Genomic DNA, 25,706 nt, shown 5'->3' with positions numbered 1-25,706 from the left:
TCTATACCTCCTGACAACAGACAAAGGCCACAGCCCTTCTGGCCAGAATTTCAGTGATTTGTTCAAGACGTTCCGGGGTAATTTTATCCCAGCCCATTCTGTCGTTGAATGCTTTGGGATGGATGAACTTCAAAACAATCCCGATCAGTGAAAGACCTGTGAGAAGTACTTCCATGTGGCTCGAATCTTCTGGCATAACAGCCCGTAGCAGGGCCTCCATTGAATTCCAACTTGGATCAAAAAATTCCTTTTCCAGAATACCGTAAGACTCACTCGGTGCGGCCAGTTCCCTGTGAATGATCATGGTTCCCCAGACCGAAGAGGGGTTACCGGTCATACCGGTCATCATTTCCGTAAAATACCAGGAAACAAGGTCCTTTTTAGAAACTTCTCCGGCCCGGCAGCGTTCCACCTGCTCTCTGACCGCATCAATTCCGGGCATTACCTCATCCCGGACAGATACGATCTTCCACAGAATAGCTTCGTAAAGCCCCTGTTTGCCCCCGAAATGATACCCTACGGTAGCAAGGTTGACTTCCGCCTTGGAAGCAAGGTTGCGCATACTTACTCCGTTGAACCCGTTCATGCCGAAAAGCTGCATGCCGACTTCTATTAGTCTCTCGCGGGTTTCCTCGCCTCTGGCCTTGTTCGTTTTACCTTTGGGATTAACTGTCATATCTGAAAAACCTCTTGTACCGGATATTTCATCTCATATGATGAATTTTGATGCGCTGAGCGCTTGGACGTATAGCTTGATTCCTTAAATCCGAGGAAGCACTGTCCCTTGGAAAAAACTTTCTGCTTTGGGCTGAAACGACAAACAACAACCGGTTTGCGGATATAACAGTTGGCTGCCTGCGAAAGGGTAAGCAGAGATGATGGAATTTAATTTCTCGTTGAAAGAAAACTAAACACCGTTCACCACAATGTCAAACGTTTGTTTAAAAGAAATGTTTTAAACTTACGTTCGTCAGCATACAAGAGTGTCAATATATATGAATTCACCCCCTGCAAATGCAGGCAGAGCTTTATTTATCTATCAGAAAGGATTACAAATTGCTTATTGGATAAAACAGTTTCAAGAAAGGCGGTAAAGAGTATGAAAGCACTGCTGGTCATTGATATGCAACAGGCACTGTTTGGAAAAAATCCCCGCTATGACGCCCGTGGAGTCACTCAACGGATCAATTCACTGATAGGTCAAGCCAGAAAAAAGAATATTCCTATTCTTTTCGTCCGGCACAGCGGCTGTGATGATGACGGACTGAAACCGGGTTCTGAAGGATGGAAGATTGTGAACGAGCTGGATTACCGCGAGTCAGACATCGCAGTAGATAAAAAATGCTGTGACTCTTTCGCCGCAACAGATCTTGCCGACAGGCTCACCGAACTGCATGCCGATGAACTGATCATAACCGGATGCTGCACAGATTTCTGCATCGATACCACTGTCAGACAGGCTTCCAGCCTTGGATACAAAGTTCTTGTTCCCTCGGATGCCCACACGACCGCGGACAAACCATATCTGGACGCAAAAATTATAATAGAGCATCATAATTTCGTATGGTCGGAATTCTACAGCCCCGCTCCGGTAAAGGTTTTAAGCACCGATAAAATTCTGGAAATGATGTAAGATTTATTGCAGCCGAGTTGTAAGGAAAACTTAAATACAAAATCAGCAGAACGCTGAAAATATACATAAAGCCGAAAAAAAATACTCCCGCGGAAAATGAATTCCGCGGGAGTATGTATTTTCATGTCCTGCCGAAAGCTAGCTGAGCCTTATGGCTTCAAGCACACCTTCGATGGTTTTGACCTTGTTGAGTGAACGGTGCAGATGGCCGAGGTCAGTGACCTCAACTGTGAATTCAAGAATGGAACTTCCATCCAGATCTGACTTAAAGTTACCGGAATCTATATTCACGTCCATTTCAGTCAGAATCGTACTGATTTCCGCCAGCATACCTTTACGGTTTCTGCAACGAACCCTGATCTGGGCCGGATGGGACGCTTCTTCCTGACCGCCTACCCATGAAACGTTCAGCAGGCGTTCCGCTTCAAGGCTTTTGATATTGGGACAGGTGGCCGAATGGATGACCACTCCCCTGCCACGACTGATATAACCGATGATAGGCTCGCCGGGCAGAGGCGTACAGCAACCCGCGAAACGGATAAGGACATTGTCCACACCTTCGATATCAATGGAGCTTGCGGCACCCTTGCTGGCTTCTTCCCCGTTACTGTGCTGAGCATCCTGCTTCGGCTCTTCGGGAATACCCTCTTCCTCGTTCAGAACAGCGTAAAGGCGGCGCAGCACTTTCTTGGGAGTAAGGCGTGAATAGCCGATGTTGGAAAGCAGGTCGTCCACACTTCCACAGGAAAATTCATCAGCCAGCATTACAAAATAGCCGTCCTTCATGGCCTTGGCTATGTTGATATTCATGCGGCGGCCTTCTTTTTCCAGCATTTCCTTGGCGAGAATGATGGAACGGGTCCGCTCTTCAGTTCGGATGTAATGCTTGATCCGTGTCCGGGCCTTGGCTGTTTTGACAAATTTCAGCCAGTCACGGCTGGGCTTGCGTTTCTTGTCGGTGAGCACTTCAATGGTATCACCGTTTTTAAGGGAAGTATTCAGCGGAACAAGCCTGCCGTTTACCTTGGCTCCGGCACAGTGGTTGCCGACTTCCGTATGAATTGAATAAGCGAAATCAACCGGGGTGGCTCCGTCGGGAAGTTCTTTGATCTCCCCCGCAGGGGTGAAGACATAAACTTCGTCATTGAAAAGATCAAAACGCAGAGAGGCCATGAATTCACGGGGATCTTCAAGCTCACGCTGCCAGTCCATAATCTGACGCAACCATGAAAACCTTTCAGCGTCACGGTTCTGCTTGGCGGCGCTGGAACCGGATTCCTTATACTGCCAGTGCGCTGCAACACCGTATTCCGCAACCTTCTGCATCTCTTCGGTACGTATCTGGATTTCAATACGCTCCCCTTCCGGGCCGATTACCGTAGTATGCAGACTCTGGTACATGTTGGCCTTCGGGATGGAGATATAATCCTTGAAACGTCCCGAAACCGGTTTCCACATGGCATGAACCAGACCAAGTATTGAATAACAGTCCTTTACCGAGTCGGTAATGACCCGGAATGCGATAATATCATGCACCTCATCAAGCTGCAGGTTCTGCCGCTCCATTTTCTTATGGATGCTGTATATGTGCTTGGTCCTGCCGTACACATTTCCGGGAATCCCGTTATCCTTGAGAATATCCCCCAGCAGGCCGACAACCTTGTTCACATACTCTTTACCAATAGTCGTATGGCGGGCCAGACCGTCCTTGATATCCTTATAGCGGTCGGGCTTGAGATAATAGAAACAGAGATCCTCAAGCTCTCTTTTAACCATGTACAGCCCCAGCCTGTTGGCAAGGGGAGAATAGATGTCCATGGTTTCCTGAGCGATAAGTATCTGCTTGTAATTCTTCTGGAAATCAAGAGTGCTCATATTATGCAGGCGGTCTGCCAGCTTGACCATGAGAACACGGATATCCTCGGCCATGGCCAGAATCATCTTTCGGATATTCTCGGCCTTGGCGATCGCCTTGGACTCGAAGTCCATCATGCTGATCTTGGTCACCCCGTCAACAATATCGGCTACTTCCTCACCGAAAAGATCAGCAATCTCATCAATGGTGGCATCGGTATCCTCAACAGTGTCATGCAGAAGCCCGGCCGCGACCGTAGGCTCGTCCAGACGCATGTCCGCGAGGATCTTGGCAACATGCAGGGGATGGGCAAGGTAAGGCTCACCGGATAGGCGCACCTGTCCCTCATGGGCTCTTGCGGAAAAGACGTATGCCCTCTGGATCAGAGCCAGATCGGGATCATCGATATAGGAACTGACGATGTCAGTGATTTCGTTAATGCGTATCATATTCTACTGCTGTAATGTTAATTTCTTCTGCAGTGCTTTGGGAATCCACCATTCATTGGAGTTGTGGTCAATTCCGGCAGGGGCGATTTCGAGTCCCTTGATGCGGTTATTGAAAATGGGCAGGGCCATGGGAACGTACAGGAAGCAATAAGGCTGCTCCTCATGCATTATCTCCTGTATCCGGTCATAAAAAACCTTACGTTCTTTCTGATCCAATGTAGATCGCCCTTTTTCAAGTAGTTCGTCCACTTCGCTGTTTTTGTATCTTATAAAATTAAGTCCGCCGACCACGGCTTTGGAGGAGTGCCAGACAGAATAAATATCCGGGTCCTGCAGAATGTTCCAACCAAGAATAGTGGCATCAAAACGGCCTTTGTCAATAAACTCCTTGATAAAAGCCGCCCATTCCACAGTTCTGATCTTCACATCAATCCCAACCCCTTTTAGACGGTTCTGAATAATTGTTGCAGCCTTAATACGCAAGGTATTTCCCTGATTGGTGATAATCGTGAATGAAAAAGGCCTGCCGTCACGGTCAATCACACCGTCACCGTCCGAATCAGTCCAGCCGGCCTCATCCAGCATTTTTTTAGCTTTATCAAGATGATATCCATAAGGCTTGAGCTTGTCATTGAACACCCATGTGCCCGGCTTGTAAGGGCCGATGGCAGGATAGCCGAGTCCCAGCAGAACCCCCTTGACTATCTCCTCTTTATCAATTGCGTAGTTGATTGCCTGGCGAACCTTCACGTCTTTGAAAAAAGGACTTTCCATATTGAAGCCGAGATAGGCATAAGAAAAAGAGAGGTATTTGAATTTCTGGAAATCACGCTCCCATTCGCCGCCTTTGGTCTGGAAAAGGTACTGCTGCGGAGTCAGCCCCATATCATCTAGAGAACGGCTTTTCAGCTCCAGAAACTGTGTGGACTGATCCGGAATGACCCTGTAAACACGCTCGTCTATATATGGTCGTCCTTCAAAGTAGTCTTCATTGGCCTCAAGTACAACTCTGCGGCCCGGAACCCATTCCTTAAGTTTGTATGGACCCGCTCCTACTGGATTGCGTCTGTAACTTGTAGTATTTAGATCTTCGTTTTCGAGAATATGTTTCGGGAGAATATGGTGTGCCCATGTGATAAGTGAACGGGCAAAAACCTTGTCATAAAGAACCTCAAAGGTGAATTTACCCGTACGTTTGAACTCCTTGATATTGAGGTAGTCTCCGGCATAGGCAGTTGGAGTCTCGGGGTCGATCATCATTTTGTAAGTGAATTCAACGTCCTCTGCAGTGAGAGGAGTTCCATCTGTCCAGCGGATGTCTTCCCTCAACTTAAAACGGAACAGCTTACCATCTTCAAGGACTTCGTATGATTCCGCTGCTTCAGGCACCAGTTCAATATTTTTGTTATACTTAAGCGGAGCCACATAAAGCTTGTCTTGAATAGCCGCACTTCCTGAATCAGTCGACAACATAGGGATCAGACACATGGGCTCTGCAAGGGTCGGCTCGGTATAACGGCCTCCGTAGACCGGTTCGCTATCTTCGACCACAGGAGCCCCTGAAGTCTTGCCTGTTTTATTCTCACCCATAGAATCCGATTGCTCACCGCATCCGCTGAGCATGGCGAAAAATACGAAAATAATGAAAAGTATAGCTGATCTATTCATGTTTTCCTTGTTTTTATGCATAAAAATCTTCCATTAAGCCAACTACATTGATACTGTAATCAGTATGGACTAATGTGAAAGAAAAGCCAAGCTAAGTGCCGTGACAGATTGACCGCAAGAACATTTTACTTTACGGAAACTACGTAACTGTCACAAGTAAGAACAATTATCAATATAATAGCAAGCCTCTTATATAAAATAACATACTGAAGTTATTGTTCGGGGGAACGTGTAAGTATGTCTCAAAATGAAGAAAATGTAGTTAAATCAATACTGAAGTCTTTCGTAGCCGATACCGTTCCGGAATATATTCTGGAAGGATCCCATTCGATTGTGTCCTCTGACGGAGTCCAGCGTCTGGATTTAAAAAAACGAGAAAGGTACTGGGATGTAGATGCCTCCATTCAGGGAGATGATTTCCAGATCTATTCATCTGAGCTCGGACTGAACCTCGCTGAGGAAAGCATAAATTTCTACTGCAATTGCCCGGAGTCCTTCTCCGGAGTCTGCAAGCATGTGGGTGCTGCCGCGATCAAGCTTCTGCAATCACTGGACACCGATGAAGACGAGCCTGAAAGCCAGAAACAGGTGGACTGGCGGCAGAACTTCAGATCTTTTTTTGCCACGGAACTTGAACCGGAAGCAGGTAAGCACTACATAATTTACCGCATGTTTCCCGAGCCTGAACGCCTTCAGGTCGCGTTCTTCCGTGCCCGTCAGAACAAGTCGGGGCTATCGCAGGTGCAGAACGAAATCGAGCTTCAGAATATTATCGATAAGCCGGAATGGAGCGAGACTTCGCCCAGTCTTCCGCATGTGGCTGAACAGATAGGTCACTATCTGGACTACCGCGGGCACAGGGTTGAAATACCCTCCGGCCTGCACGCATGGTTTTTCACAGCCATCAAGGACGAATATTACATGTTCCTGCGCGATACGGACATTCCCATCCGTATTGAAAGCAGGACCATGCAGCTCAAACTTTCCCCGGAACTTTCCGAGGATGGTCTGAGCTTTGACATCCTTCTGTCCGATGAAGGAAAACCGCCGTTTTCCATCATGGATGACGATGAAGTTTTCTTTTACGGCAGACTTCCACTTTGGGTTTACTGGAAACAGGGGTTCTATCCGGTCCAGACCACTCTCGCGCCGAAACTGGTGCAGGAGATGCGCATACAGAATCCGGTCATTCCGCCGGGTGATATTCCTGAATTTCTCGACCGTGTGTGGACGCAGATTCCTGTTTCCGACTTGCATGACCACGAGGAATTTCTGGAAAAAATGCAGCCTTTCTTTGTTCCGGCAACCTTCAATCCAAAGCTCTATCTGAATGAGGAAGGCTCCCTGCTGACCATCAGGGTCGATAACATGTACGAAACCGAACACGGTGAAGTGTCCATGGGAGATCCAAATCCGGACCTGCAGACCGGGAGCTACAAGGATGGAGAAAAGTCCTACCTTGTTCGCCGTGCTCAGGACGAAGAAGCCCAGCTTTTCGCTGAACTCCGCGATATGGGATTCCAGCCGCGGAGCAACGCTGTCTGGTTCATGGAACAGGAAGCGGCCATAACTTTCCTCTTGGACTACTATCCGCAACTGGTTGAAGCATACAGAATTTACGGTGAAAAGAACCTGACCCGCTACAAGGTCAGACTTACCACCCCGCAGATTGTTGCCGAAGTTGAAACAGACGAAGACAACAAGTGGTTCAACCTCGATATCAATGTCGAGTACGATGATCAGCGTGTACCCATTGATAAAATATGGGAAGCATGGAGTCAGGGCAAACGCTACGTTCAGCTCAAGGACGGATCATATACAAGCCTGCCTGAATCATGGCTCAAAAAACTCAGTCACAAGCTCAAGGCTCTCGGATACGATCCTGAACAGCCGCCCAGACAGCAGTTTGAGCAGTACGAGACACCTGTTCTCGACAAGATCATTGAAGATCTGCCCGATGCCAAGACTGACGAACATTTCGTAAAGCTCAGGGAAAAGATCCACAATTTTGATGAGATCAAGATGCTTGAACAGCCGAGTACCCTGAATGCGACCCTGCGGCCGTATCAGGTGCAGGGCCTCAGTTACATGAACTTCCTGCGGGACTACCACTTCGGCGGTATTCTCGCTGATGAAATGGGGCTTGGTAAAACTATCCAGACCCTGTCCTTCATCCTTTCCCTGCATGAACGCGGAATTACTGGCCCGAACCTTATCATCGTGCCTACTTCGGTTCTGCCCAACTGGGAACGTGAGGCACAGAAATTCTGTCCGCAGCTGCCTCTGCTTACAATCTATGGATCAAGACGTGAGGATCTTTTCAAACAGATTCCGGATTCAACCATTGTAATCACAACTTACGCCCTGCTGCGCCGTGATCTGGAAGAGCTACTTAAACACGAATACACATCCGTTATTCTTGATGAAGCCCAGAACATCAAGAACCCGAACACAATTACCGCTAAATCGGTGCGCAAACTCAAGAGTGATATGCGGCTGTGCCTCTCCGGTACTCCCATTGAGAACAACCTCTTCGAGCTGTGGTCACTTTTTGAATTCCTCATGCCGGGATTCCTCAGTTCACAGCATGCTTTCCAGCGTGGAATAGTCAAACCCATCAAGGACGGTGATGAGGAAACTCTCAACTATCTGCGCACAAGGGTTAAGCCTTTCATTCTGAGACGTACAAAATCCGAAGTGGCAAAAGACCTGCCGCCCAAGATTGAGACAGTCCATTACTGCGACCTCATCGAGGAACAGCGTGATCTCTACAATGCCCTTGCAAAACGCCTTAAGGATCAGGTTCTCAGGGACGTTGATGAAAAAGGCATGGCCAAGAGCCAGATGTCCATACTCGATGCGCTGCTCAAGCTCCGCCAGATCTGCTGCCACCCGAGACTGCTCAAGCTGGATATGCCAGGACTCTCCACCAACCTGCCTTCAGGTAAATTCGATGCTTTCAAAGACCTCGTCTTTGACATCGTGGAAGGCGGACACAAGGTGCTGGTCTTCTCCCAGTTCGTGCAGATGCTGCATGTTATCCGCTCCTGGCTCACTATCAAGGACATTCCATTCGCCTATCTCGACGGTTCCAGTAAGGACCGCTTCGAACAGGTGGACCGGTTCAACGACAGCCCGGATATTCCCATCTTCCTCATTTCACTGAAAGCGGGTGGAACCGGTCTGAACCTGACCTCCGCTGACTACGTCATCCATTACGATCCGTGGTGGAACCCTGCGGTTGAAAATCAGGCTACTGACCGAACCCACCGTATCGGCCAGAAACGTCAGGTCTTTGCGTACAAGATGATCTGCCAGAACACTGTCGAGGAAAAGATACTTGGCCTGCAGGAAATGAAAAAAGATGTTGCGGATGCGATCATTCCCGGACAGTCGGCGCTTAAATCACTTACCCGTGATGATCTCGAAATGTTGTTTGAAATTTAACCTTGCCGTAACAACTAAATAATCAGCCGTGATTAATTATGCCCGGAATCTCAAAAAGAGATTCCGGGCTTTAATTTTCAGGAGGAAAAACTATGCCCTGCGGCAACAAGATTCCAGTTCTGGCATTCACGGAAAGTCATGTTCCATATATGAACTTGGACATGCATTCAGACCTTAGCATCAAATTCTGCACTGAGATCGACCATTTTTTAGAGCAGGCGCTCAGCTCTGATTTTTCCGGGGTTATCCTCGAAATGAAGAAAGTAATGTCCACCCCCGCCAGGGACAGGGATAAAATTTTTTCCCTGGCCGCAGATAAGCCCCTGCTGAGAACCAGAGCCAAAAGCAGCAAGGCAGTTCTAGTTGATGACCCTGTCAGGTTCAGAGCAGACTGCAGGAAGAATGAAAAAGGACAAATCCGCGTTCATGAAAGGGCAAACGTGGAACTCCAGATTCAGGTAAGCCACGAGGATGACCATGTAATGGCAGAAGAATTTCTTGCCGTGGTAATAAACATTTCAAAGTCGGGTTGCTTTTTCAGAACTACGACAGACCTCTCGGCTAACCATTTTGTTCACCTTAGGTTTCACGATATTTCAAATAAACTGCCCATCTGCGGGGCAATCCGTTGGCAAACAACTCCAAAAAACGGAATTTACGGATTTGGTGTTCATTTCATCAGTATCAAAAAAGATCAGCTGTCAGAACTCGAAAAGAGCCACATCATCCCGAACCTTCCCTCCTGTAAGTGAGATCTCTTTTCACTTTAAAAAGCCTGCCTCAGAACAGGCCATAATGCAGATGAAGAACCAACAGCATCCTAAGGCGACACCCCCCTTTTCAGCCACATAAACCATCGTAAATATTAAGCTTACCAAACGAGGGAATCATGCTCATACTTGCCCGTTCCATAATTTAATACTACTGATTTGAGAGGCTTTATCAATATGTGATAATTTCTGTTGTTCAATTAGCTCTCATCAAGATTTTTTCTAAGTATATTCCCGGAATCCACGCATTGAATCTTCGGGAATTTTATGTTGACAAATCGCTTCACATTTTATAATTGAAAATGAAATTCAATTTCAAAAAAAACCAAACATCAGCAAACAGCCACCAAGGAGGCGTATATGTTTATTGATGAATCAGTATGCGGATGCGGCGGAGAAGTAAAACTAAATGATCGTCAGGCAAGCCGGGTCTCCCTGTTCGAAGTGGTATTCACAGAAAAAGCCTTGATCCTGATTGGAATGGGAATAAAAAAACTTGCTGCCAAACACGGACTGCCTGAAGGCATAATCAAGCAACACATGAAGGGGACTCTTTTTACCGCTCCCCCTTCCGAAAATTTATACTTCCTTTTTCACGTTCCTGAAATCGATGCAGACATGCACATAACAATCCCTCCCTGCCATTTCGAATTTATCGGACCAAGAAACGAATAAACTCAACTTCAACAATATTTCGCGGGACATACTCCCCACTTTTCCGCTGCTTTCAACACCCGGAAAAGGTCCATGTCCGGGATTTAAAACTCCCGGGCATGGACGTCCCGTGACATAACTTCCGAGAATAACAATGAACCAGAACAGATCAAACACCACAGAAAATAAGAGCATAATCGTTTATACCGACAATCCTGATTCTTACCTCAGTGAAAACATGTTTCGCCATATGGCCGTGGAATTCTGTTCCAGCCCGGAGGAATTCTGTTGTTCAATGTTGAGGCGGAACTACTCCGGCCAGATTCTGGATATGCGCAAAGTCATGGAAACGCCGTGCTGCGCCCGAAACAGAATTCTCTCTTTCACTGCGAGCACACCGACAATGCGCACCATGGTGAAAGCAAAAGAACCTGTCTATCTGGACAGCAGGGATAAATTCCTGTGCGACTGCCTTGAAAAAGGGAATTTCCCTGATGGAACATCCTGCCCGACGACCGTGAGCATTCCTGCTGAAATAAGTCTGGACCATGACCCGGCCATGGTGGAGAACTTTGAGGGAACAATTCACGATATAACTGAATACGGATGCACATTTCATACACAGACAGATTTGAGCGGCAATGACTTCCTATACCTGAAAATCAGAACACTTGTTAACTCTCTTCCTGTTTATGCAGGTGTCTGCAGCGAACAGGGAAGCTGCCTGCATTCATGCGGATATCGGGTAAGGTTTCTGGATATAAAGGAAGATCAGAGGCAGGAGATCAAACGCAGATATCTAGAGTCCTAACTCAATAATAGACAGCAGCAATTCGGGGATCCTCTCCCAGATAGACAGGGAGCTTGCCGCTGTGGCATACTGGATTTCGAAATGAAAAAAAAATTTTCAGTATCCACTCACTTTACTGCTGTTTTGCTGCTTTTTTTCTTATCCCTTTTGACGGGGTGTGCTCTCTTTACCGGTTCGTTGCAGCAGTCGCAGGATTATATGAGGGAACAGAAATATGAAGAGGCAGTGGAGAGACTTGATGAAGTTATCGAGTCCGACGCTTCGGAGGAAGAGAAAGCGCACGCTTTCCTGCTAAGAAGCGAAGCATACACAGCACTTAAAGAATACCGTTACGCTTACCGCGACCTGCAGGTAGCCTGGAAACTTTCCTGCCACCTTTACCAGACCCTTCCCCTCAGGCAGAAAAATGCCACGCTATCTAAGGATTCATTCAATACAACAACAGCCTGCATAGAAAAAATTCCACTTCTTCTGGATGAACTGAAACCCTACACCAGCGATTTCGGTGCGATAATGGCAACCCAGGAAGCGTCATCAATATTCAAGAAAATGTTCCCGAACCTGCCCCGCTGAGACTGTAAAAAACAGCTCTGTTACTTCCCGTTAAATACATTCAGAATTGTACCCACACAAGAGGGAGCGACAATTCTCAGCCCAAAAAAAGGGTGCTCTGAGCACCCTTTTAAAATTCAATGATCTTGTAATCCGGAAATAGAACTTAGAACGGAACCTCGTCCATCCCACTTGCTTCAGACGGGAAAGCAGGACCGAGATCTTCATCATCGGGATACCCACCACCCTGCTGTTGCTGGGGCTGCTGGTTGTTATACTGCTGGCCCTGCTGGGGAGGCTGCTGATAGCCGCCCTGTTGCTGATTATTATACTGCTGGCCCTGACCCTGCTGGTATCCACCCTGCTGCTGACCCTGATAACCGCCGGCATCCTGTCTGCTGTCGAGACCCTGAATGTTGTTGGCTACGATCTGAGTAGTATAACGGTCCTGACCGTTCTGGTCCTGCCACTTACGGGTTTCCAGTTTACCTTCAACCATGACCAGACGGCCCTTGGCAAGGTACTTTCCTACAAACTCAGCAGTCTGGCGCCATGCAACAACTCGGTGCCACTCTGTCTTATCGACTTTCTGACCGGTATTGCGGTCTTTGTAGCCTTCATCAGTAGCAACGGAGAGGTTGGCAAAGGCCTGACCGGATGTGGTATACGAAAGCTTCGGATCCTGTCCGAGACGTCCAATCAATATTACTTTATTCATGCTTCCTGCCATCTACGGCCCCCATTTATCTGTATTTTCTTTTGGCTGCGATTTTCTCCGCAACACTTAATTCTTCTTCAAGGTCATAACTGATTGTGTTTGCCTCAGAAGCCTTCCAGTTGCCCAGTGCTTTTTCCAGACGCATCTTAAGGTCATACGCCCTGCGAATGGAATCAGCCATAGCCTCGGCTTTTTCTTCCGGTATCATGCCCAGTTCAAGCCTGTCTTTCAAGTCGTCAACAAGCTCAAGGAGCCCATGAAAGCGCCCCTCTACTTTAGGTTCTTCCCATGCGGTCTTAACCAGATGAGGCCAGTTTTTTTCAACTTCAGCCTCGTCATAAGTCTGGGCCATCACCCTGATCTGGAGCACATTTCCCATACGAAAAATCCTTTGTTAATACGGATAATGGTGAAGCGCAAACTTTTAGTCCCGCTCTTCCCACTCACTCTGAACCCTGTTCACAACTTCCTGAATCTGCTTGAGCTGGTCAGCAGGGCAGACACCTATAAGAGGCTGGGCCGCATCAACATTATCACCGTTATGAAAATATACGGAATAGATAAGCCCTTCGGGACCACTGTAGTTGAGAGGGGTTTCACGCTTCATTCTGGAAACAATGAAAAGATCCATGCCGTCGGTAACTTTGACAGAACGCTCACCGGAACCTTTGATCTTGCCGTCCACCTCAGGGGTGAAATAATACTTGGCCTTCTCGGGAGCGTTGAACAGGAAAAGGGCCTTTTTCAAAATAAGCTCTATGACCTCTTCCTTGGAAAGAAAATGGCGTATCTTGATCAGAACTTCTCCGGCTTCAACAAACTGTCCTTCCAGATCCTGTCTGATGGAGACAATCTCTCCTTTCTCAGGAGCAGTTATACTTTTGGAATTGCGTTCACGGTTGAGCTTGGCGAGTACAGTTCCCGGCTTTTCTTTCCATTCCCCGGACGGACCGCTAACTTTATCGCCGACCTTGAGTCCCGCAAATTCTACAGTTCCGGTATGTGGAACTGAAATTTCAATCTCCTCATAGGGAGAGGCTTTGATTTCTTCAAGCAACTCTTTGATATTAAGCATTATATTATCCTCAATTTATTTCTGATTGATGCAACGCACACTAATGCGGCTATCCGATATATTCTTTAATATTGAAGCCTATCCGCAAAAGGCGGACAAAAATACGGCTTCGGGAAATTTGCAGACAATAACCGCAAAGTCAACAGAATCATGAAGTCCCTAGCACAGAAAACAAATTAAGATAACCACATACATAAACGAAGGTAAAAGTATTTTATAAGTCTCTTCGTTTACAGATAAAAACTATCTATAATAAAGGTTTCTGCCGCCCATTGTCATAAGCGCCTGCTGAATATTCTTTCCCATTTCCCGACGATCCCATATCCCCTGTATGTGACCTCTGGACAAGGCGTTCCAGGCGTTGTGATAGTCCGGAGAAACTGAAATACCTGTGGTTTCTGCAATGACTCTTGGCCCGGCAAAGCCGATACGGGAAGACCGGACACCGAACTGGTAAGGTGAACAGCCCAGAAAACTGGCCACTGATCCGCCATAAGAATTCGTATCGTAAATAACCAGGTACAACCCCCCGGCATCAACGTACCTCTTTAGAGCCATTGTGCAGCGCGGCATCTGCAGCACTCCGTGAGTACCTTCCTGAATGCGTATTCCGGCAGTACCGTGAGCGTAAAGAATTAGCGGAAGCTGCTTACGCTGGGCCCTCTCGGCGGCACGAATTATTTTTTCGCCTTCTGCGGCTCCGACTGTTCCGCCCCTGAAAGGAGCCGCAAGACAGACAATCACAACATTGATATCATCCATTCGGGTTTCAAAGGTGATACAGGCTGAACGAAGTCCTGTTTTCTTACGAGCTTCGTCAATTTTAAGGTCGAAACCTTCGTAGTCAAGCGGATTGGCAGCCTCGATACCGGAGTTGAACTCGAACCCTTCCGCATAGTTGAAAACATTGTATAGATACCATTGATATTCCATGGGGAAGTGATGTCCGCAATGGCTGCATACCCCGGCGAAATCTCCGAAAAGATCCGGCCCCCATAGATCAAGACAGCCCTCTTTTGCAGTATTTGGACAGGTATAGGTGCGGTCATCACGCACTTTGGTGCTGTTGTATCTCCAGCGTCCCGCTTCAAAACAGGGCCCCTGCCCCAGATCGGAAAGACAGAAAAGCTTTTCGCGGACTTCAGGAGAAATCTGCGCCTGTCCCTGCCCGTTATTCTTTCCTTTGCTGAGCAGCCGGGCAGTGCGTTCCTTGACAAGATGGGCCTCAGCCTGAATCTCTTCCATTCCGAGCTTTGCGGCTTTAATTCCCCGACCGACAAAATTATATACCACCCACGACTTAGTAGTCCAGGCGGCTCCCTGTAACGCAGACCCGGCGCGAAGAATTATGGACCGGTTGTCCATATAGGCATTTTTAGACAGCTGCCGAAATTTATCGTAGCGCTTTTCTACCAGTCTTGCTCTGGCCCTTGGTGTGAGCCCCCAGCGCATGAAAACATCTTCGCCCTCGCTGGCCCGGCCCTGTTTGAGAGCCATTGCCCTGAAAAGCTTGAATCCTTTGACGGCAATACAGGCTTCATTGGTGGCCCTGATCACTTCATTCCTGAGATTCCGGAAAAAATCATAGCTGGCCGGCTTGGCTCCGAGAGCGGGCTCCTCGACAATTCTGTCTATATAGCCCAGCGCAAGATTATCCTCGGCGGTAATGCAGAGCTTGCGGGCACAATTCTCAATCAAAGTATTGCTGACCCTTTTTCCTGTGTCTAGATTGGCCTCAATGGCGGCAGCTCCTTCTGGAGAAATCACGGAATAGTAACCGTGGGAAAGCATCAATCTGCGATCTGCCAATCCGATCGCCTCTGCCCCTCCTGATCCGCCTTCGGAGATGACTGAAATAATCGGCACATCAATGCATGACATCTCGTAAATATTTTTGGCTATCTGCTGCGCCGCACCGGGGTAGTCCTCTATCGGATAGGAACCGGGAGTAAAAATATAGGTATGGATGGGAATCCCCTCTGCCTGTGCCACTTTCATGTAGTGCAGAGCCTTTGCGTTACCCCAGGGCTTGGCAGAACCGCCGTTGCGGTACTCCTGTCCGTGCCCCTTTTCCTGCCCGATAACCATGACCGACTGGTTGACTACTTTTTTGCCAACACGTCTTGTTATGTAAGCCTGTGCAATGACCATTGAAGGATCAATGCTGAACTCGCCCAGTCCGCCGAGCTCAGTATAATTGTCATAGACATTTTCCAGAATGTCGGTCAGGCAGATCCGGTGCGGATGGCGCACTATGCGAACCCGGTCCATGGGGGTCAGCTCTTTTTCGAGCTTTGATTCGAGGAATGAAAAAAGATCTTCCAGACGTGAAAGCCGCCGCAGAGAATCCGCCCGTGACAACTCGCCGCGCAACTGGCGAAACTCCCCGAGTTCAGTGCTGAGCATGGTTATATTGGCATTTTCGTTATTACCGAAAATGTCCCGAATATAGTTCAGCCTTTCGGCAAGAGCTTCTATGCGTTTATCGACGTTCATCTTAAAATTCCAGAAGATCTGATGTATTTTCAATGAGGTAGGAAATATTAGACTTCAGTTTTCCACCATGTCGGTCAGATCCGTCCAGTACCAGCCCCTCCAGAAAACGTACCCCCCGTTCCCGTACCTGCTCAAGAGAATCTCCCCGGATAATGGCCAGAGCAAGATTGGGATCAAATTCAGTCGGGATCTCGTACTCTCTGTCTGTGGGGACCTGGGTATGCACTTTCAGCCATGCTTCTTCTTTCCAGTTGAAATCGGTAATTGTCCCGATCCACGGAACAAAATCTTCTTCGGGACTCTCCGCAATAATGCGGTATTCAATCGATGCGCCGGATAATGATATGTCCTGCTGTGAATATTCCATATCCTCGCCGAGTCCCAGACGTACCTGCTCACGAATAATATCCACGTCATCATTGCCCTTGATGGCGGCAATGGCGGACGAGACTCCGTTTTCAACCTGAATACGGGTGTTTACCTCCATAAGAAAAGGCTCTCCCCTTGGGGTAACTATCCATTCCCATGTTCCTACACTGTCATATTTGACTTCACGGGCCATGGAAAGCGAATGTTCTGTTATGGACTCAAGCAGATTTCCGGCATTGAAAATGTAATGGATTTCATTCGGAGCGAAACCCGGTGCGACCTCAATACGTTTCTGATTTCCGGTGCTCTGCACGGAACAGTTACGGGTTCCGAAATGAACGTGTTTTCGCCCGCCTCGCTCCGACACAATCTGGACTTCGAGGTGATTGAATCCGTAGATACGCTGTTCGATCAGAACACCTTCATCATTAAATTGACGCTTAGCGTAATTTCTTATTCTTCTGTAAACGGAGCGGAATTCATCCGGGTCGTTGACTTCCTCAATGCCCATTCCACCACCGCCGGCGGAGGCCTTGACCATTATGGCTGGGGCCTGAAAACCCTGTTCGTGCTGAAATGAAAAAAGACTGTCCGCGAGCTCCGAAGCTTCCAGTTCATCATAAATAGGACTGTCGGACCCCGGAACAGTAGGAACTCCAAGCCCGCGAGCAAGGCGTTTGGTGTTGATCTTGTCACCAAGTTCCTGAATCACCCACCATGAGGGGCCTATGAAGATCAAAGGACTGTTTCGCTCGACAACCCTGCGGGCAAACCTGAAATCCTCGGAGAAGAAGCCATACCCGGGATGTATGGCCGTAGCATTGGACTGGTCCGCAACACTGAAAATTTCATTTGCATCACGGTATGAACTTATTTTGAAAAGCGCGTTTTCGCCGCCCCTTTCTCGCGCAAAACGGACATGCCCGCTTGCGCGATCCGCTTCGGTATAAACGCATACGAATTCATGTCCCAGTTCCAGACATGCTGAAGCAATACGGATCGCAATCTCGCCGCGGTTGGCAATCAAAATTTTATGATGTCCGCTAATCACGTTTACACCGCTTCCGCAAATCAGCCGTTTGCGCCTTTTTTCTTCCGCAACGCGATCATGCGTTTTTGAACTTCCAGCACCAGCTTATCAAGCCTTTCTTCCTGATACTTGTCCAGATCAACATAAGAACAACCCATGAGGCCCTTACCAATATCCCTTACAATCTTGATTGTAAGCCCGGCCAACAGAACTTTTTTGCCCAGAACAAAATCCACGGTAAATTCGTCATCCACCTTGAATTTCACTTCTCCGGCGGAAAAGGCCAGACCGTTAACGCTGAAATCCTTTACCGGAAACGGCGCGGAATGACCGGAAACTTTTACAACAAGCCCCGGGATACTGGTACGAAAGGCCCCTCTGGCCATATTTTTACTGTCAAAAAAAATATCCATCTTCCTCTCCAGGATATGAACCGCGTTTCAATTGCTTTCAAGTGGAACTACGGCCCTGTCATTATCTTCTCCAAAACGAACTCCACCCGCCTGTTCCGTTCACGGTTACGGGGTGAATTGTTCGGTACAAGCGGGTCCATCTCGCCAAGGCCCGTTGCAGTCAACCTGTTGGGTTTTACCCCGAGCTTCATTAGATACCTTAAAACATTTACCGCCCGCAGTGAAGAAATCTCCCAGTTATCTTTCAATCTGCTGCCCTTTTTGACCTGCGAGTTATCGGTGTAACCTTTTATATTGATATACTGGTCGGGATGCTTAAGAAAAAAATCCCTCAGAGCCATAACCGCCTCTTTTCCTTTCTGGGTCAGCTCAACCTGACCTGATCTGAATAGAATATCTGAAGGAAGCTTGATTATGATTTTACCGTCCTCAAATTTGGCACTCATAATCCCTTCCACTCCCTTGGTGGTCTGCAGGTATTTCACGTTTTCAAAAACCCTGCGCTGGGCCTTGATAATCTGCCGCCGGGTCATGACCTGATTGAGAATTGCACCGGCCTCTTCCCGCTGGGTCTTGCTCGTGGCAACTTTATCCAGCTTGCCGCTTATGGCCTTGGTTACCGATTGGAAGGTCATATCAAATTTCTTGGCGTCAATTTCAGACATTGAATAAAGAAGGATGAAGAACACCAGCAGAAGCATGGACAGATCAGCAAAGGTCGTTATCCAGTCATTGGAATCGTCCTCTTCCTCCATTTCGTCAATCAGCAGTGAGGTCTTGAAAACATCATCATCCATGGCCTACTCTCCGGAACGGTCCCTTGGGGCCTGAAATGAAGAAAGCTTCTCATATACAAGCCGGGGGTTGTTATTTTCAAGAATTGATTTCGCACCCTCGAAGATAATTTCAAGATGCAACTGTTCCTGAAGAGTTCTGGCCTTGAGCTTGGCCCCTATCGGAATAAACAGGAGAGTAGCCAGCAGCGAACCGTAAAATGTGGTCAGAATGGCCACCGCCATGGCCGGTCCGATGGAAGCCGGGTCCTGCAGGTTTGAAAGCATCTGGACCAGACCGATCAAAGTACCGAGCATTCCGAAGGCAGGAGAAAGACCCGCAAGACGTTTATATACATCCTGTGCAATCTTATGCCTTCGTTTCATAGCTGAAATTTCGATGGATAGAGTGGCCCGAATCAATTCTGGGTCAGCATTGTCAGCAATCAACTGGCAGGATTTTCTCAAGACGACGTTCTCGGTCTGAACATTTTCAAGAGCAATAAGTCCTTCGCGGCGGCTTATTTCAGCGACTTTAACCATGATGTTTACAACATCATTGACCTTTACCTTTCTGGAAGAAAAAGCCTTGAAGCCTGCAATTATAGCCTGCAGAACCTCCTCAAAAGGAAAAGCAACGCAGATTGAAGCCAGAGTACCGCCTATGACAATCATCATGCCGGGCACGTTGACAAAAACATCAACCGCTCCGCCGATGAAGATTGCCCCCACCACAAGGGAGAGCCCCACAAGCATGCCTATTAATGTGGAAAAATCCATAGAATCCCGTTCTCTTTTCAGTTAGTAGTGAAACAGGTGGACGGACACAAGCACCCCGAAAATATACCGTCCTGTATTTCAACCTCAAAAACACGAGTTAAAGACTATGACCTCCCCCGAATCCATCTCTATTATTAACAGGCATATACTAGAAAAGATAGATAATTTTCAACCCGAAGCAACCGGAATAATTCTCGGCTCGGGGCTGGGAGAAGCCATCACCCGTCTGGATGGACGAATTGAAATACCATACAGTGAAATCCCCGGTTTGCCTAAGTCCACCGTCAAGGGACACGGCGGAAGTCTTATATACGGATTTATGAAGGAAAAACCAGTACTTGTTTTCAGCGGGAGATTCCATCTCTACGAAGGATACACCGCGGCACAGGCATGTACAACGATAAGGGTCATGGGGGAGCTTGGCATAAGCAGAGTTTTCATCACCAATGCGGCCGGAGCACTCAACCCGCAGTTCGATGCCGGAGACCTGATGCTTATAACCGACCACATCAACTTCAGCGGACACTCACCGCTTACCGGACCCAACCACGACAAATGGGGATTACGCTTCCCGGACATGAGCAGTGTATACTGTCCGGAACTTCGGAAGTCGGCACTGGAAGCTGCCCAAAAGGTATCAGTCAGGCTTGAACGTGGAATTTACGTTCAGGTTCCCGGCCCCAACCTGGAAACACCAGCCGAGACCCGAATGTTCAGGACGCTTGGGGCGGACGCGGTAGGAATGTCCACTGCCATTGAAGCCATTGCGGCGGTCCATATGGGAATGAAAGTAATGGGGATAGCCTGCCTTACCAATAAAAATCTGCCGGACTGCATGGCTGAAACCACCCACGAAGCAGTTATTGAGCAGGCGGCGAAATCCTCTGCGTCCATGTCTGCACTGATTCGTGAAATTATTTCCCGACAAGACTAATATACACGTCATTTTAATGGCCCTATTTGCCTGAATTGCTGGATTATTTCAATCTGCCACGGATTCAACATTCTGTATAAACAGACGTTTTTATCCGTGGCATTTTCATTGCTTACATTTTAACGACAGTAATCCCGGCAAAGCCGCCGCAACAACAACGGGGAACCGTGATGAATCCTAAAAGCATAATTTTTATACTTACAACTATCATAGCCTTTTCAATCAGCGCATGTTCAGGCTGGCAGGACCACTCTCTTGACTATCTGGGCAAAAGGCCGACAACCGGCCCCTTTTTCAAAGAAGACAACACTCCGATGGTAGAACTCAACTATGCCGCCGGGGAGAAGATCGCTGACCAGCTTGCGGAAAGACTGCCTCCGGGATCTCCCGTCACTGTGGCCATGTTCCGTATGCGCGGAAGTGAACTTAAGACAGATTTCGCCAAAGTGCTTACCGAGCAGGTTGCATCCAAAATAGCCCAGGAAGGGTTCGCTGTTGTTGCTGACAGTTCAAATTTCCCAATGACCGCGATTGATGAAGATCTGCCTGCCCCGGTCAAGTGCATTCTCGCCGGCGCCTACTCTGTCGGAACGGAGCAGATTTCCGTAACTGCAGCCGTAAGTGCAGTCAGCGATGGGGAAATAATGGGTTCTTACGACTGGACTGTTCCACTCAACTCCAAAACTCGTGCCCTGCTACCCATTGAGGAATCTCCATACATCGAGCCAATGGTCAATACTTCCGGGCCTCTCCAGAAAAAGGAAAACAGCTCCTTCGAATCCGGATATGCACCTGAAAACCGGCACTTTTCGCCCGGGTTCGAACAGGATATTATTGAATAAGAGACAGTTCCCCGTCTGTCATTCAATTCGCAACGCTGGAATAAAGCCTGCGCGCATGACGTTTGGAAATGCCCAGCCTCTGAGCTATCTCCTTAGTCCCGAGACCGCTCTCACGCAATTGTACCACCCTTGATGCCAGCGAAACATGTTTTGCATAACGAGTTGAAACATAGATACTTTCTCTGGAAAATTGGTTCATGACACTCATTGCTGCCTTTTCAGGGGACTTCATACCTTCACTTACATTCTCCATCTCCCTGAGTATCACATCATAAAGAACATTATCTCTCATCTGTCTCTCCATTTATAACTCTTAATAAAATTATCTTAAGATCTATAAAGGACATTCTCTGCCAGACAGTGTCGGAAAAACAAAAAAAGGCTGCCCCTTGAAAGGGAGCAGCCCATAATATCGTGATATAGCACAATGCTTAAAAGAGTTTCTTCAAAGTGTTACCTATTTCATCAACCGGGTTTTTCTTTTTCTGATCCTCGGTACCGGACTCCTGACCGGTTGTCTTCTTGCCGCTGAAGGTCTTTCCAATCCCTTCTATCACACTGCCGACTCCTTCAATAACATTCCCGACCAGATCGAAACCGGATTTTGCCAGAATAGTTGCGAACCTAGGCAGATCAACCATGATTGAAGGATCCGCGACATTTCCTTTTATGGTGATGGGAACCGTCAGACCGACAAGATCCTTCATACCTTTTCCGCCCTGCCCTTCAAGGGTTCCGACTATTTTAGCGTCAAGACCGTAATCAACCATCATATCATTAAGATTCAGCTGCCCGGCACCTCCGGCGCGCAGCAACGGGGATTTCATGACAAGGTCACGGTTAACCGCAACACCCTTGGTGATATTCGCGGTTGCGGAAACTTCGCCAAACTCGGTTCTCTTACTATCCCTCTTTCCAAAAACTCCCCCGGTCAGTACCGAGAAAGCGTCTCCGGCCAGATAAACAAGGTCAAATCCTGACACATAACCATCGAGAACCTTGAATCCGAGATTTCCATCAAGGTTTGCATACATGGTTTTCAGGTCGTTACCGACGGTTTTCAGGTCGGTATTGAAATTGACCTTTCCGGCAAAGCTGCTTTCGCCAGTCATATCCTTAGCCAGAGTCTCACCGTCGAGGCCGGTGAGTGAGGCTACAGCAGCCAGACGAGGAAGGCTGCCCCGGACATCAATCACGGCACTGGAGGTAAAGGCTCCGCCCGCAGTATTAAAAGATGCGGGTTTAACTGTCAGAATACCGTCTTTGGCCCGAGCTTTAACAACTATGTCATTAAGCTTTGCTTTTGAAGCTATGAGCTGTTTGATCGTCAAATCTGCCTTCAAGGTCAGTTTACGAAGCATTTCTACAGGGATCAGCCCCTGTTCCCCGGCTCCGCTTTTTTTCTTATCAGCTTTTTCAGCGGGCTTTTGAGTCGCTTCCTTCTCTCCTTTAGGAGGGAGATATCTATCCGAGTCGATTTTATCGATATCGAACTGAGCGACTATGTCGGGCCTTTCCGGATTTGCAAAAGAGAAGAGCCCTTTTATAGTTGTCTCATCCAGATTTATAAGCAGGTTCTTAATCTGAGCTGAACTTTTGTTCCCGGAAAAACTGAAATTCATTCCCACAGAAGTAAGAGCCTTACTGTCCGCGGTTTTCATTTCCATTGCCATCTGCTGAAGACTGTCCTTAAGATTAAAGGAAGGCACGTTGATCTCACCCGTGAATTTCAGATTATCCCCGGTAAGCCCCTCGGCCTTCAGTCCGCCCTCGGCTTTGAGGCCATAAGTCTCCAGAACAATATTATCCAGCATGGCTGAACCATTGAGCATGTCCACAGCAGCAACACCGGACAATTTAACCTGTGCCTGACCGCCGGGGACAGCCTTACCCTTGGCATCAACGATCAGTCCGAGATCTTTCACCCCTACATTTTTAAAATCGGCGGAGATCATGGCTTCTCCGGAAACATTTATGTCAGCCATGACTTCAGGCTTAGTAGAAGAGGCTGCAACATGAACAGAAAAATTAAACGGGCTGCCCGGTGCAAAACCTTCAATGCTGATATCGCAATCATCTACGGCCTGCCGGACATTCTCCATCCGGTCGTCCCAGACTATCTTGGCGTTCTCAATATTAACCCCTGCAACGGAAAGATTGAAATCCGGGCTTCCCGACCCGGAGGACTTCTCTTTCTGCTGAACGCTGCCGGACTTGTCTACTCCATTTTTCCCGGCGCTGAGATCGCTCCAGTTGGTGATCCCCTTGCTGTTACGCATCAGGTAGAGCTCAAGATCGGAAACATCAACATTGTTCAGTTCCACTTTACCGGAAATAAGCGGAAGAACCTTCAGGCTGACATCCGCAGACTTCAGACTCAGCATATTCTGCCCCTCAAATCCAGGGGCGTTGGAAAAGGTAACTCCACCGGTACTAACCCCGATCCACGGAAAAACGGAAAGTTTCAAATCACCCTGAAAAGAAAGCTCTCGTCCAGTCTTATCCCGTACAGCTTTCGTTATTTCATCTTTATAATCATTGGGATCAATCAGAACAGTAGCCAGAACCATTGCCGCCACCACGAGAACCAGCAGTCCCGCCACAACCGATAGAATAATTTTAGGCGCCTTACCCATATACAACTCCAATTATAACCGGTCAGATCCGGATAGATATTAAAAAATCATAAACAGCTCATCTACTACAATATACTCTCAGTAAAGATAAAATCAAACTATAATTCCATAATTTAATACGACTCCACTTCGGGCAGGCAAGTTCATGACCAATCCCATTTACTATTGCCTTCAGCACCAGAATCGGGCAATAAGTCAGCATGAAAAATAAGTGGTATTTACTTCTGGCGAGTTTCGCCGCATACGCGCTGTACCTCATAACCATGGTCAAACTTCCAGCCTTTCTGGACCAGCAGCTTGGTTTCTGGCCGGAAAAGCTCGGTTTCAGGTACTCAACTAAATTCAGTGACACCATTCTGCTTTATTTCTGCTTAGGACACATGGCTATTTTCGGTGCTGTTATCCCCCTCACGATTGCACGCAAATTCAATCTCAAGCCTCATCGAAAAGTACCGGGGGCTATCCTCTGGCCCAGCATAGCTGTTCTGGCGGGATCTTTCCTGTTTTACGCCCATTATCAGGGATTTTTGCCCAACATGCTCAATCCTGATCCCAACCCGCCATACATGACGGAAGCATTTTTCTATATTTTTCCCTTTTCACTGGGACTCTGCGTATATTCCTGCTTCCTGCTGCCCCGATCAATAATGTATATGCTTGAGCAGAACAGGTTTTCACCTGTCCTTGAAGCACTTATCGCAGCCGGAACCATGCTGCTTTCATGGCAGGTGTATATAACCGAACCGCACATATTACCTGAAAAGATATTCTGGACAGGTATGGCCATAGCAGCGGCCGGAGCTTTATCCCGCTCATTCTACATGTCTTTTCTGGCCTGCTTCGGAGCTCTGTACGGAGCTTCCATGGTCAATCCTGTATTTTATAAAATACCATGGGAACCAATGCTTCCCGGATTCATTGCGACATTTGTCGCCTTCTGTCTCTATCTTAGCTCCAGGGACACACGAAGTTTCCCACCAAGTAGCTAGCTTACAAAAAAATGGCGGGAAACCCCGGATAATCCGAAGTTGCCCGCCATTCATATTTTATATAACTATAAATTAATCCAGTATTTTCTTTATTTGTAACAATTCGTAATGAATATCTTCCAGAATTCCCCTATCTACACTGACGCCATAAGTTTCTGAATGGCTGAAAAGAGGAAGGCCGGAAATAGCATCATCCCCACCTTTTACGGTTTCAGGAGCAGGTTCAACCTCATCGGGGGAATCAAGACGTTTACGGGCTCCTTCTATAGTAAGCCCTTCATCATGTAGCAGAGTCTTTATCCGTCTGATCAATGAAATATGACCATCATCGTACAACCGCTGCCCCGAGGGAGTACGGATCGGCTCCAATTGCTCGAACTCCCCTTCCCAGAAACGCAGTACATAGGACTTCAAACCGACAAGTTTGGCGGCCTGACCTATCTTATATATTTTATCTTTGCTCTGCCCAGACATATGAACCTTAGTACCAGAGAGGCAAATCTTAGAAAAGCTTAAAACGACTGGCAGGTCCCTGAAAAATAAAAAATTAATTCTTCCAATATTTCTAAAAGCCTGTTCAGCCCAATGAAACAAAGCCTTTAAGGCTCTGTTTATTTTGAAAAATAAATAGAATCACATAAAAAACAAAAAACATGCTTGACAGTGACAGCCCTCTCACGTAGAACCTGCCTCGTTGACACGGAGTTGTCACCATAAAGGCGCGTAGCTCAGGGGGAGAGCACTTGCTTGACACGCAAGGGGTCAGCAGTTCAAATCTGCTCGTGCCTACCAGATAATTAGAAAGGACTTAC

At 47.6% G+C, this 25,706-nt stretch carries 23 protein-coding genes and 1 tRNA gene; 10 read left to right on the top strand and 14 right to left on the bottom strand.

Features of this window, described 5'->3' with window-relative positions; translation table 11 throughout:
* Nucleotide 1: 1 nt before the first annotated feature.
* Nucleotides 2–676 carry a CerR family C-terminal domain-containing protein gene (locus ACZ5PW_RS08605; protein WP_464559897.1) on the bottom strand — a complete coding sequence of 225 codons (675 nt, stop codon included), beginning with the start codon at nt 674–676 and terminating at the stop codon, nt 2–4.
* A 423-nt stretch (nt 677–1,099) separates the two neighbouring features.
* Between ACZ5PW_RS08605 and ACZ5PW_RS08600 the strand changes: the two genes are divergently transcribed.
* Entirely contained in the window at nt 1,100–1,633 is a 534-nt protein-coding gene (locus ACZ5PW_RS08600) for a cysteine hydrolase family protein (protein ID WP_464559895.1), read from the top strand.
* A 138-nt stretch (nt 1,634–1,771) separates the two neighbouring features.
* On the opposite strand, the gene ACZ5PW_RS08595 is transcribed toward ACZ5PW_RS08600, so the two are convergent.
* A complete protein-coding gene (locus tag ACZ5PW_RS08595) occupies nt 1,772–3,937 on the bottom strand; it encodes a RelA/SpoT family protein (protein ID WP_464559893.1) in 2,166 nt (721 codons plus the stop codon).
* A 3-nt stretch (nt 3,938–3,940) separates the two neighbouring features.
* On the bottom strand, nt 3,941–5,605 hold the full coding sequence (locus ACZ5PW_RS08590; protein ID WP_464559891.1) for a peptide-binding protein: 1,665 nt from the start codon (nt 5,603–5,605) through the stop codon (nt 3,941–3,943).
* A gap of 237 nt (nt 5,606–5,842) precedes the next feature.
* Between ACZ5PW_RS08590 and ACZ5PW_RS08585 the strand changes: the two genes are divergently transcribed.
* The 5 genes from ACZ5PW_RS08585 (at nt 5,843) to ACZ5PW_RS08565 (ending at nt 11,860) form a co-directional block, all read left to right on the top strand.
* Entirely contained in the window at nt 5,843–9,052 is a 3,210-nt protein-coding gene (locus tag ACZ5PW_RS08585) for a DEAD/DEAH box helicase (protein WP_464559889.1), read from the top strand.
* 92 nt (nt 9,053–9,144) lie between these two features.
* Complete coding sequence (locus ACZ5PW_RS08580; protein ID WP_464559887.1) at nt 9,145–9,804, top strand: PilZ domain-containing protein; 660 nt, start codon at nt 9,145–9,147, stop codon at nt 9,802–9,804.
* 378 nt (nt 9,805–10,182) lie between these two features.
* Nucleotides 10,183–10,497 (top strand): hypothetical protein, encoded by a 315-nt coding sequence (locus tag ACZ5PW_RS08575; protein ID WP_464559885.1) that lies wholly within the window; start codon nt 10,183–10,185, stop codon nt 10,495–10,497.
* Nucleotides 10,498–10,630: 133 nt separating this feature from the next.
* A complete protein-coding gene (locus ACZ5PW_RS08570) occupies nt 10,631–11,287 on the top strand; it encodes a PilZ domain-containing protein (RefSeq protein WP_464559883.1) in 657 nt (218 codons plus the stop codon).
* Nucleotides 11,288–11,485: 198 nt separating this feature from the next.
* Nucleotides 11,486–11,860, top strand: a complete 375-nt coding sequence (locus tag ACZ5PW_RS08565; RefSeq protein ID WP_464559881.1) for a hypothetical protein — start codon at nt 11,486–11,488, stop codon at nt 11,858–11,860.
* Between the two features lie 145 nt (nt 11,861–12,005).
* Here ACZ5PW_RS08565 and ACZ5PW_RS08560 read toward each other — a convergent pair whose 3' ends face one another.
* The 8 genes from ACZ5PW_RS08560 to ACZ5PW_RS08525 form a co-directional block, all read right to left on the bottom strand.
* Nucleotides 12,006–12,569, bottom strand: coding sequence for a single-stranded DNA-binding protein (locus ACZ5PW_RS08560; protein WP_464559879.1), 564 nt, complete (start codon nt 12,567–12,569; stop codon nt 12,006–12,008).
* Nucleotides 12,570–12,582: 13 nt separating this feature from the next.
* Nucleotides 12,583–12,936, bottom strand: a complete 354-nt coding sequence (locus ACZ5PW_RS08555; protein WP_464559877.1) for a hypothetical protein — start codon at nt 12,934–12,936, stop codon at nt 12,583–12,585.
* Nucleotides 12,937–12,981: 45 nt separating this feature from the next.
* The gene (locus tag ACZ5PW_RS08550; protein ID WP_464559875.1) at nt 12,982–13,632 is read right to left on the bottom strand and encodes a biotin attachment protein; all 651 of its coding nucleotides are present in this window, start codon (nt 13,630–13,632) and stop codon (nt 12,982–12,984) included.
* A 243-nt stretch (nt 13,633–13,875) separates the two neighbouring features.
* A complete protein-coding gene (locus tag ACZ5PW_RS08545) occupies nt 13,876–16,128 on the bottom strand; it encodes a carboxyl transferase domain-containing protein (RefSeq protein ID WP_464559873.1) in 2,253 nt (750 codons plus the stop codon).
* Nucleotide 16,129: 1 nt separating this feature from the next.
* Entirely contained in the window at nt 16,130–17,548 is a 1,419-nt protein-coding gene (locus ACZ5PW_RS08540) for an ATP-binding protein (protein WP_464559871.1), read from the bottom strand.
* A gap of 20 nt (nt 17,549–17,568) precedes the next feature.
* Entirely contained in the window at nt 17,569–17,940 is a 372-nt protein-coding gene (locus tag ACZ5PW_RS08535) for a PilZ domain-containing protein (protein ID WP_464559869.1), read from the bottom strand.
* A gap of 47 nt (nt 17,941–17,987) precedes the next feature.
* Nucleotides 17,988–18,737: an OmpA/MotB family protein gene (locus tag ACZ5PW_RS08530; RefSeq protein WP_464559867.1), complete on the bottom strand. Its 750-nt coding sequence runs from the start codon at nt 18,735–18,737 to the stop codon at nt 17,988–17,990.
* Between the two features lie 3 nt (nt 18,738–18,740).
* Nucleotides 18,741–19,493 carry a motility protein A gene (locus ACZ5PW_RS08525; RefSeq protein ID WP_464559865.1) on the bottom strand — a complete coding sequence of 251 codons (753 nt, stop codon included), beginning with the start codon at nt 19,491–19,493 and terminating at the stop codon, nt 18,741–18,743.
* 106 nt (nt 19,494–19,599) lie between these two features.
* On the opposite strand from ACZ5PW_RS08525, the gene ACZ5PW_RS08520 reads away from it, so the two are divergent.
* Nucleotides 19,600–20,427 carry a purine-nucleoside phosphorylase gene (locus ACZ5PW_RS08520; protein ID WP_464559863.1) on the top strand — a complete coding sequence of 276 codons (828 nt, stop codon included), beginning with the start codon at nt 19,600–19,602 and terminating at the stop codon, nt 20,425–20,427.
* 170 nt (nt 20,428–20,597) lie between these two features.
* Nucleotides 20,598–21,269 carry a hypothetical protein gene (locus ACZ5PW_RS08515; protein WP_464559861.1) on the top strand — a complete coding sequence of 224 codons (672 nt, stop codon included), beginning with the start codon at nt 20,598–20,600 and terminating at the stop codon, nt 21,267–21,269.
* 22 nt (nt 21,270–21,291) lie between these two features.
* On the opposite strand, the gene ACZ5PW_RS08510 is transcribed toward ACZ5PW_RS08515, so the two are convergent.
* Both ACZ5PW_RS08510 and ACZ5PW_RS08505 read right to left on the bottom strand, forming a co-directional pair.
* A complete protein-coding gene (locus ACZ5PW_RS08510) occupies nt 21,292–21,561 on the bottom strand; it encodes a helix-turn-helix domain-containing protein (protein ID WP_464559859.1) in 270 nt (89 codons plus the stop codon).
* Nucleotides 21,562–21,700: 139 nt separating this feature from the next.
* Nucleotides 21,701–23,905 (bottom strand): AsmA family protein, encoded by a 2,205-nt coding sequence (locus ACZ5PW_RS08505; RefSeq protein ID WP_464559856.1) that lies wholly within the window; start codon nt 23,903–23,905, stop codon nt 21,701–21,703.
* A 200-nt stretch (nt 23,906–24,105) separates the two neighbouring features.
* On the opposite strand from ACZ5PW_RS08505, the gene ACZ5PW_RS08500 reads away from it, so the two are divergent.
* Nucleotides 24,106–24,894, top strand: a complete 789-nt coding sequence (locus ACZ5PW_RS08500) for a hypothetical protein (RefSeq protein ID WP_464559854.1) — start codon at nt 24,106–24,108, stop codon at nt 24,892–24,894.
* Between the two features lie 72 nt (nt 24,895–24,966).
* On the opposite strand, the gene ACZ5PW_RS08495 is transcribed toward ACZ5PW_RS08500, so the two are convergent.
* On the bottom strand, nt 24,967–25,368 hold the full coding sequence (locus ACZ5PW_RS08495; protein WP_464559852.1) for a MerR family transcriptional regulator: 402 nt from the start codon (nt 25,366–25,368) through the stop codon (nt 24,967–24,969).
* A 243-nt stretch (nt 25,369–25,611) separates the two neighbouring features.
* Between ACZ5PW_RS08495 and ACZ5PW_RS08490 the strand changes: the two genes are divergently transcribed.
* A tRNA-Val gene (locus ACZ5PW_RS08490) sits at nt 25,612–25,686 on the top strand.
* Nucleotides 25,687–25,706 lie beyond the last annotated feature (20 nt).

Source organism: Maridesulfovibrio salinus, from assembly GCF_055394525.1.
Note: the sequence above shows the minus strand (reverse complement) of the source record. Positions and strands in the feature narration are given on the sequence as shown.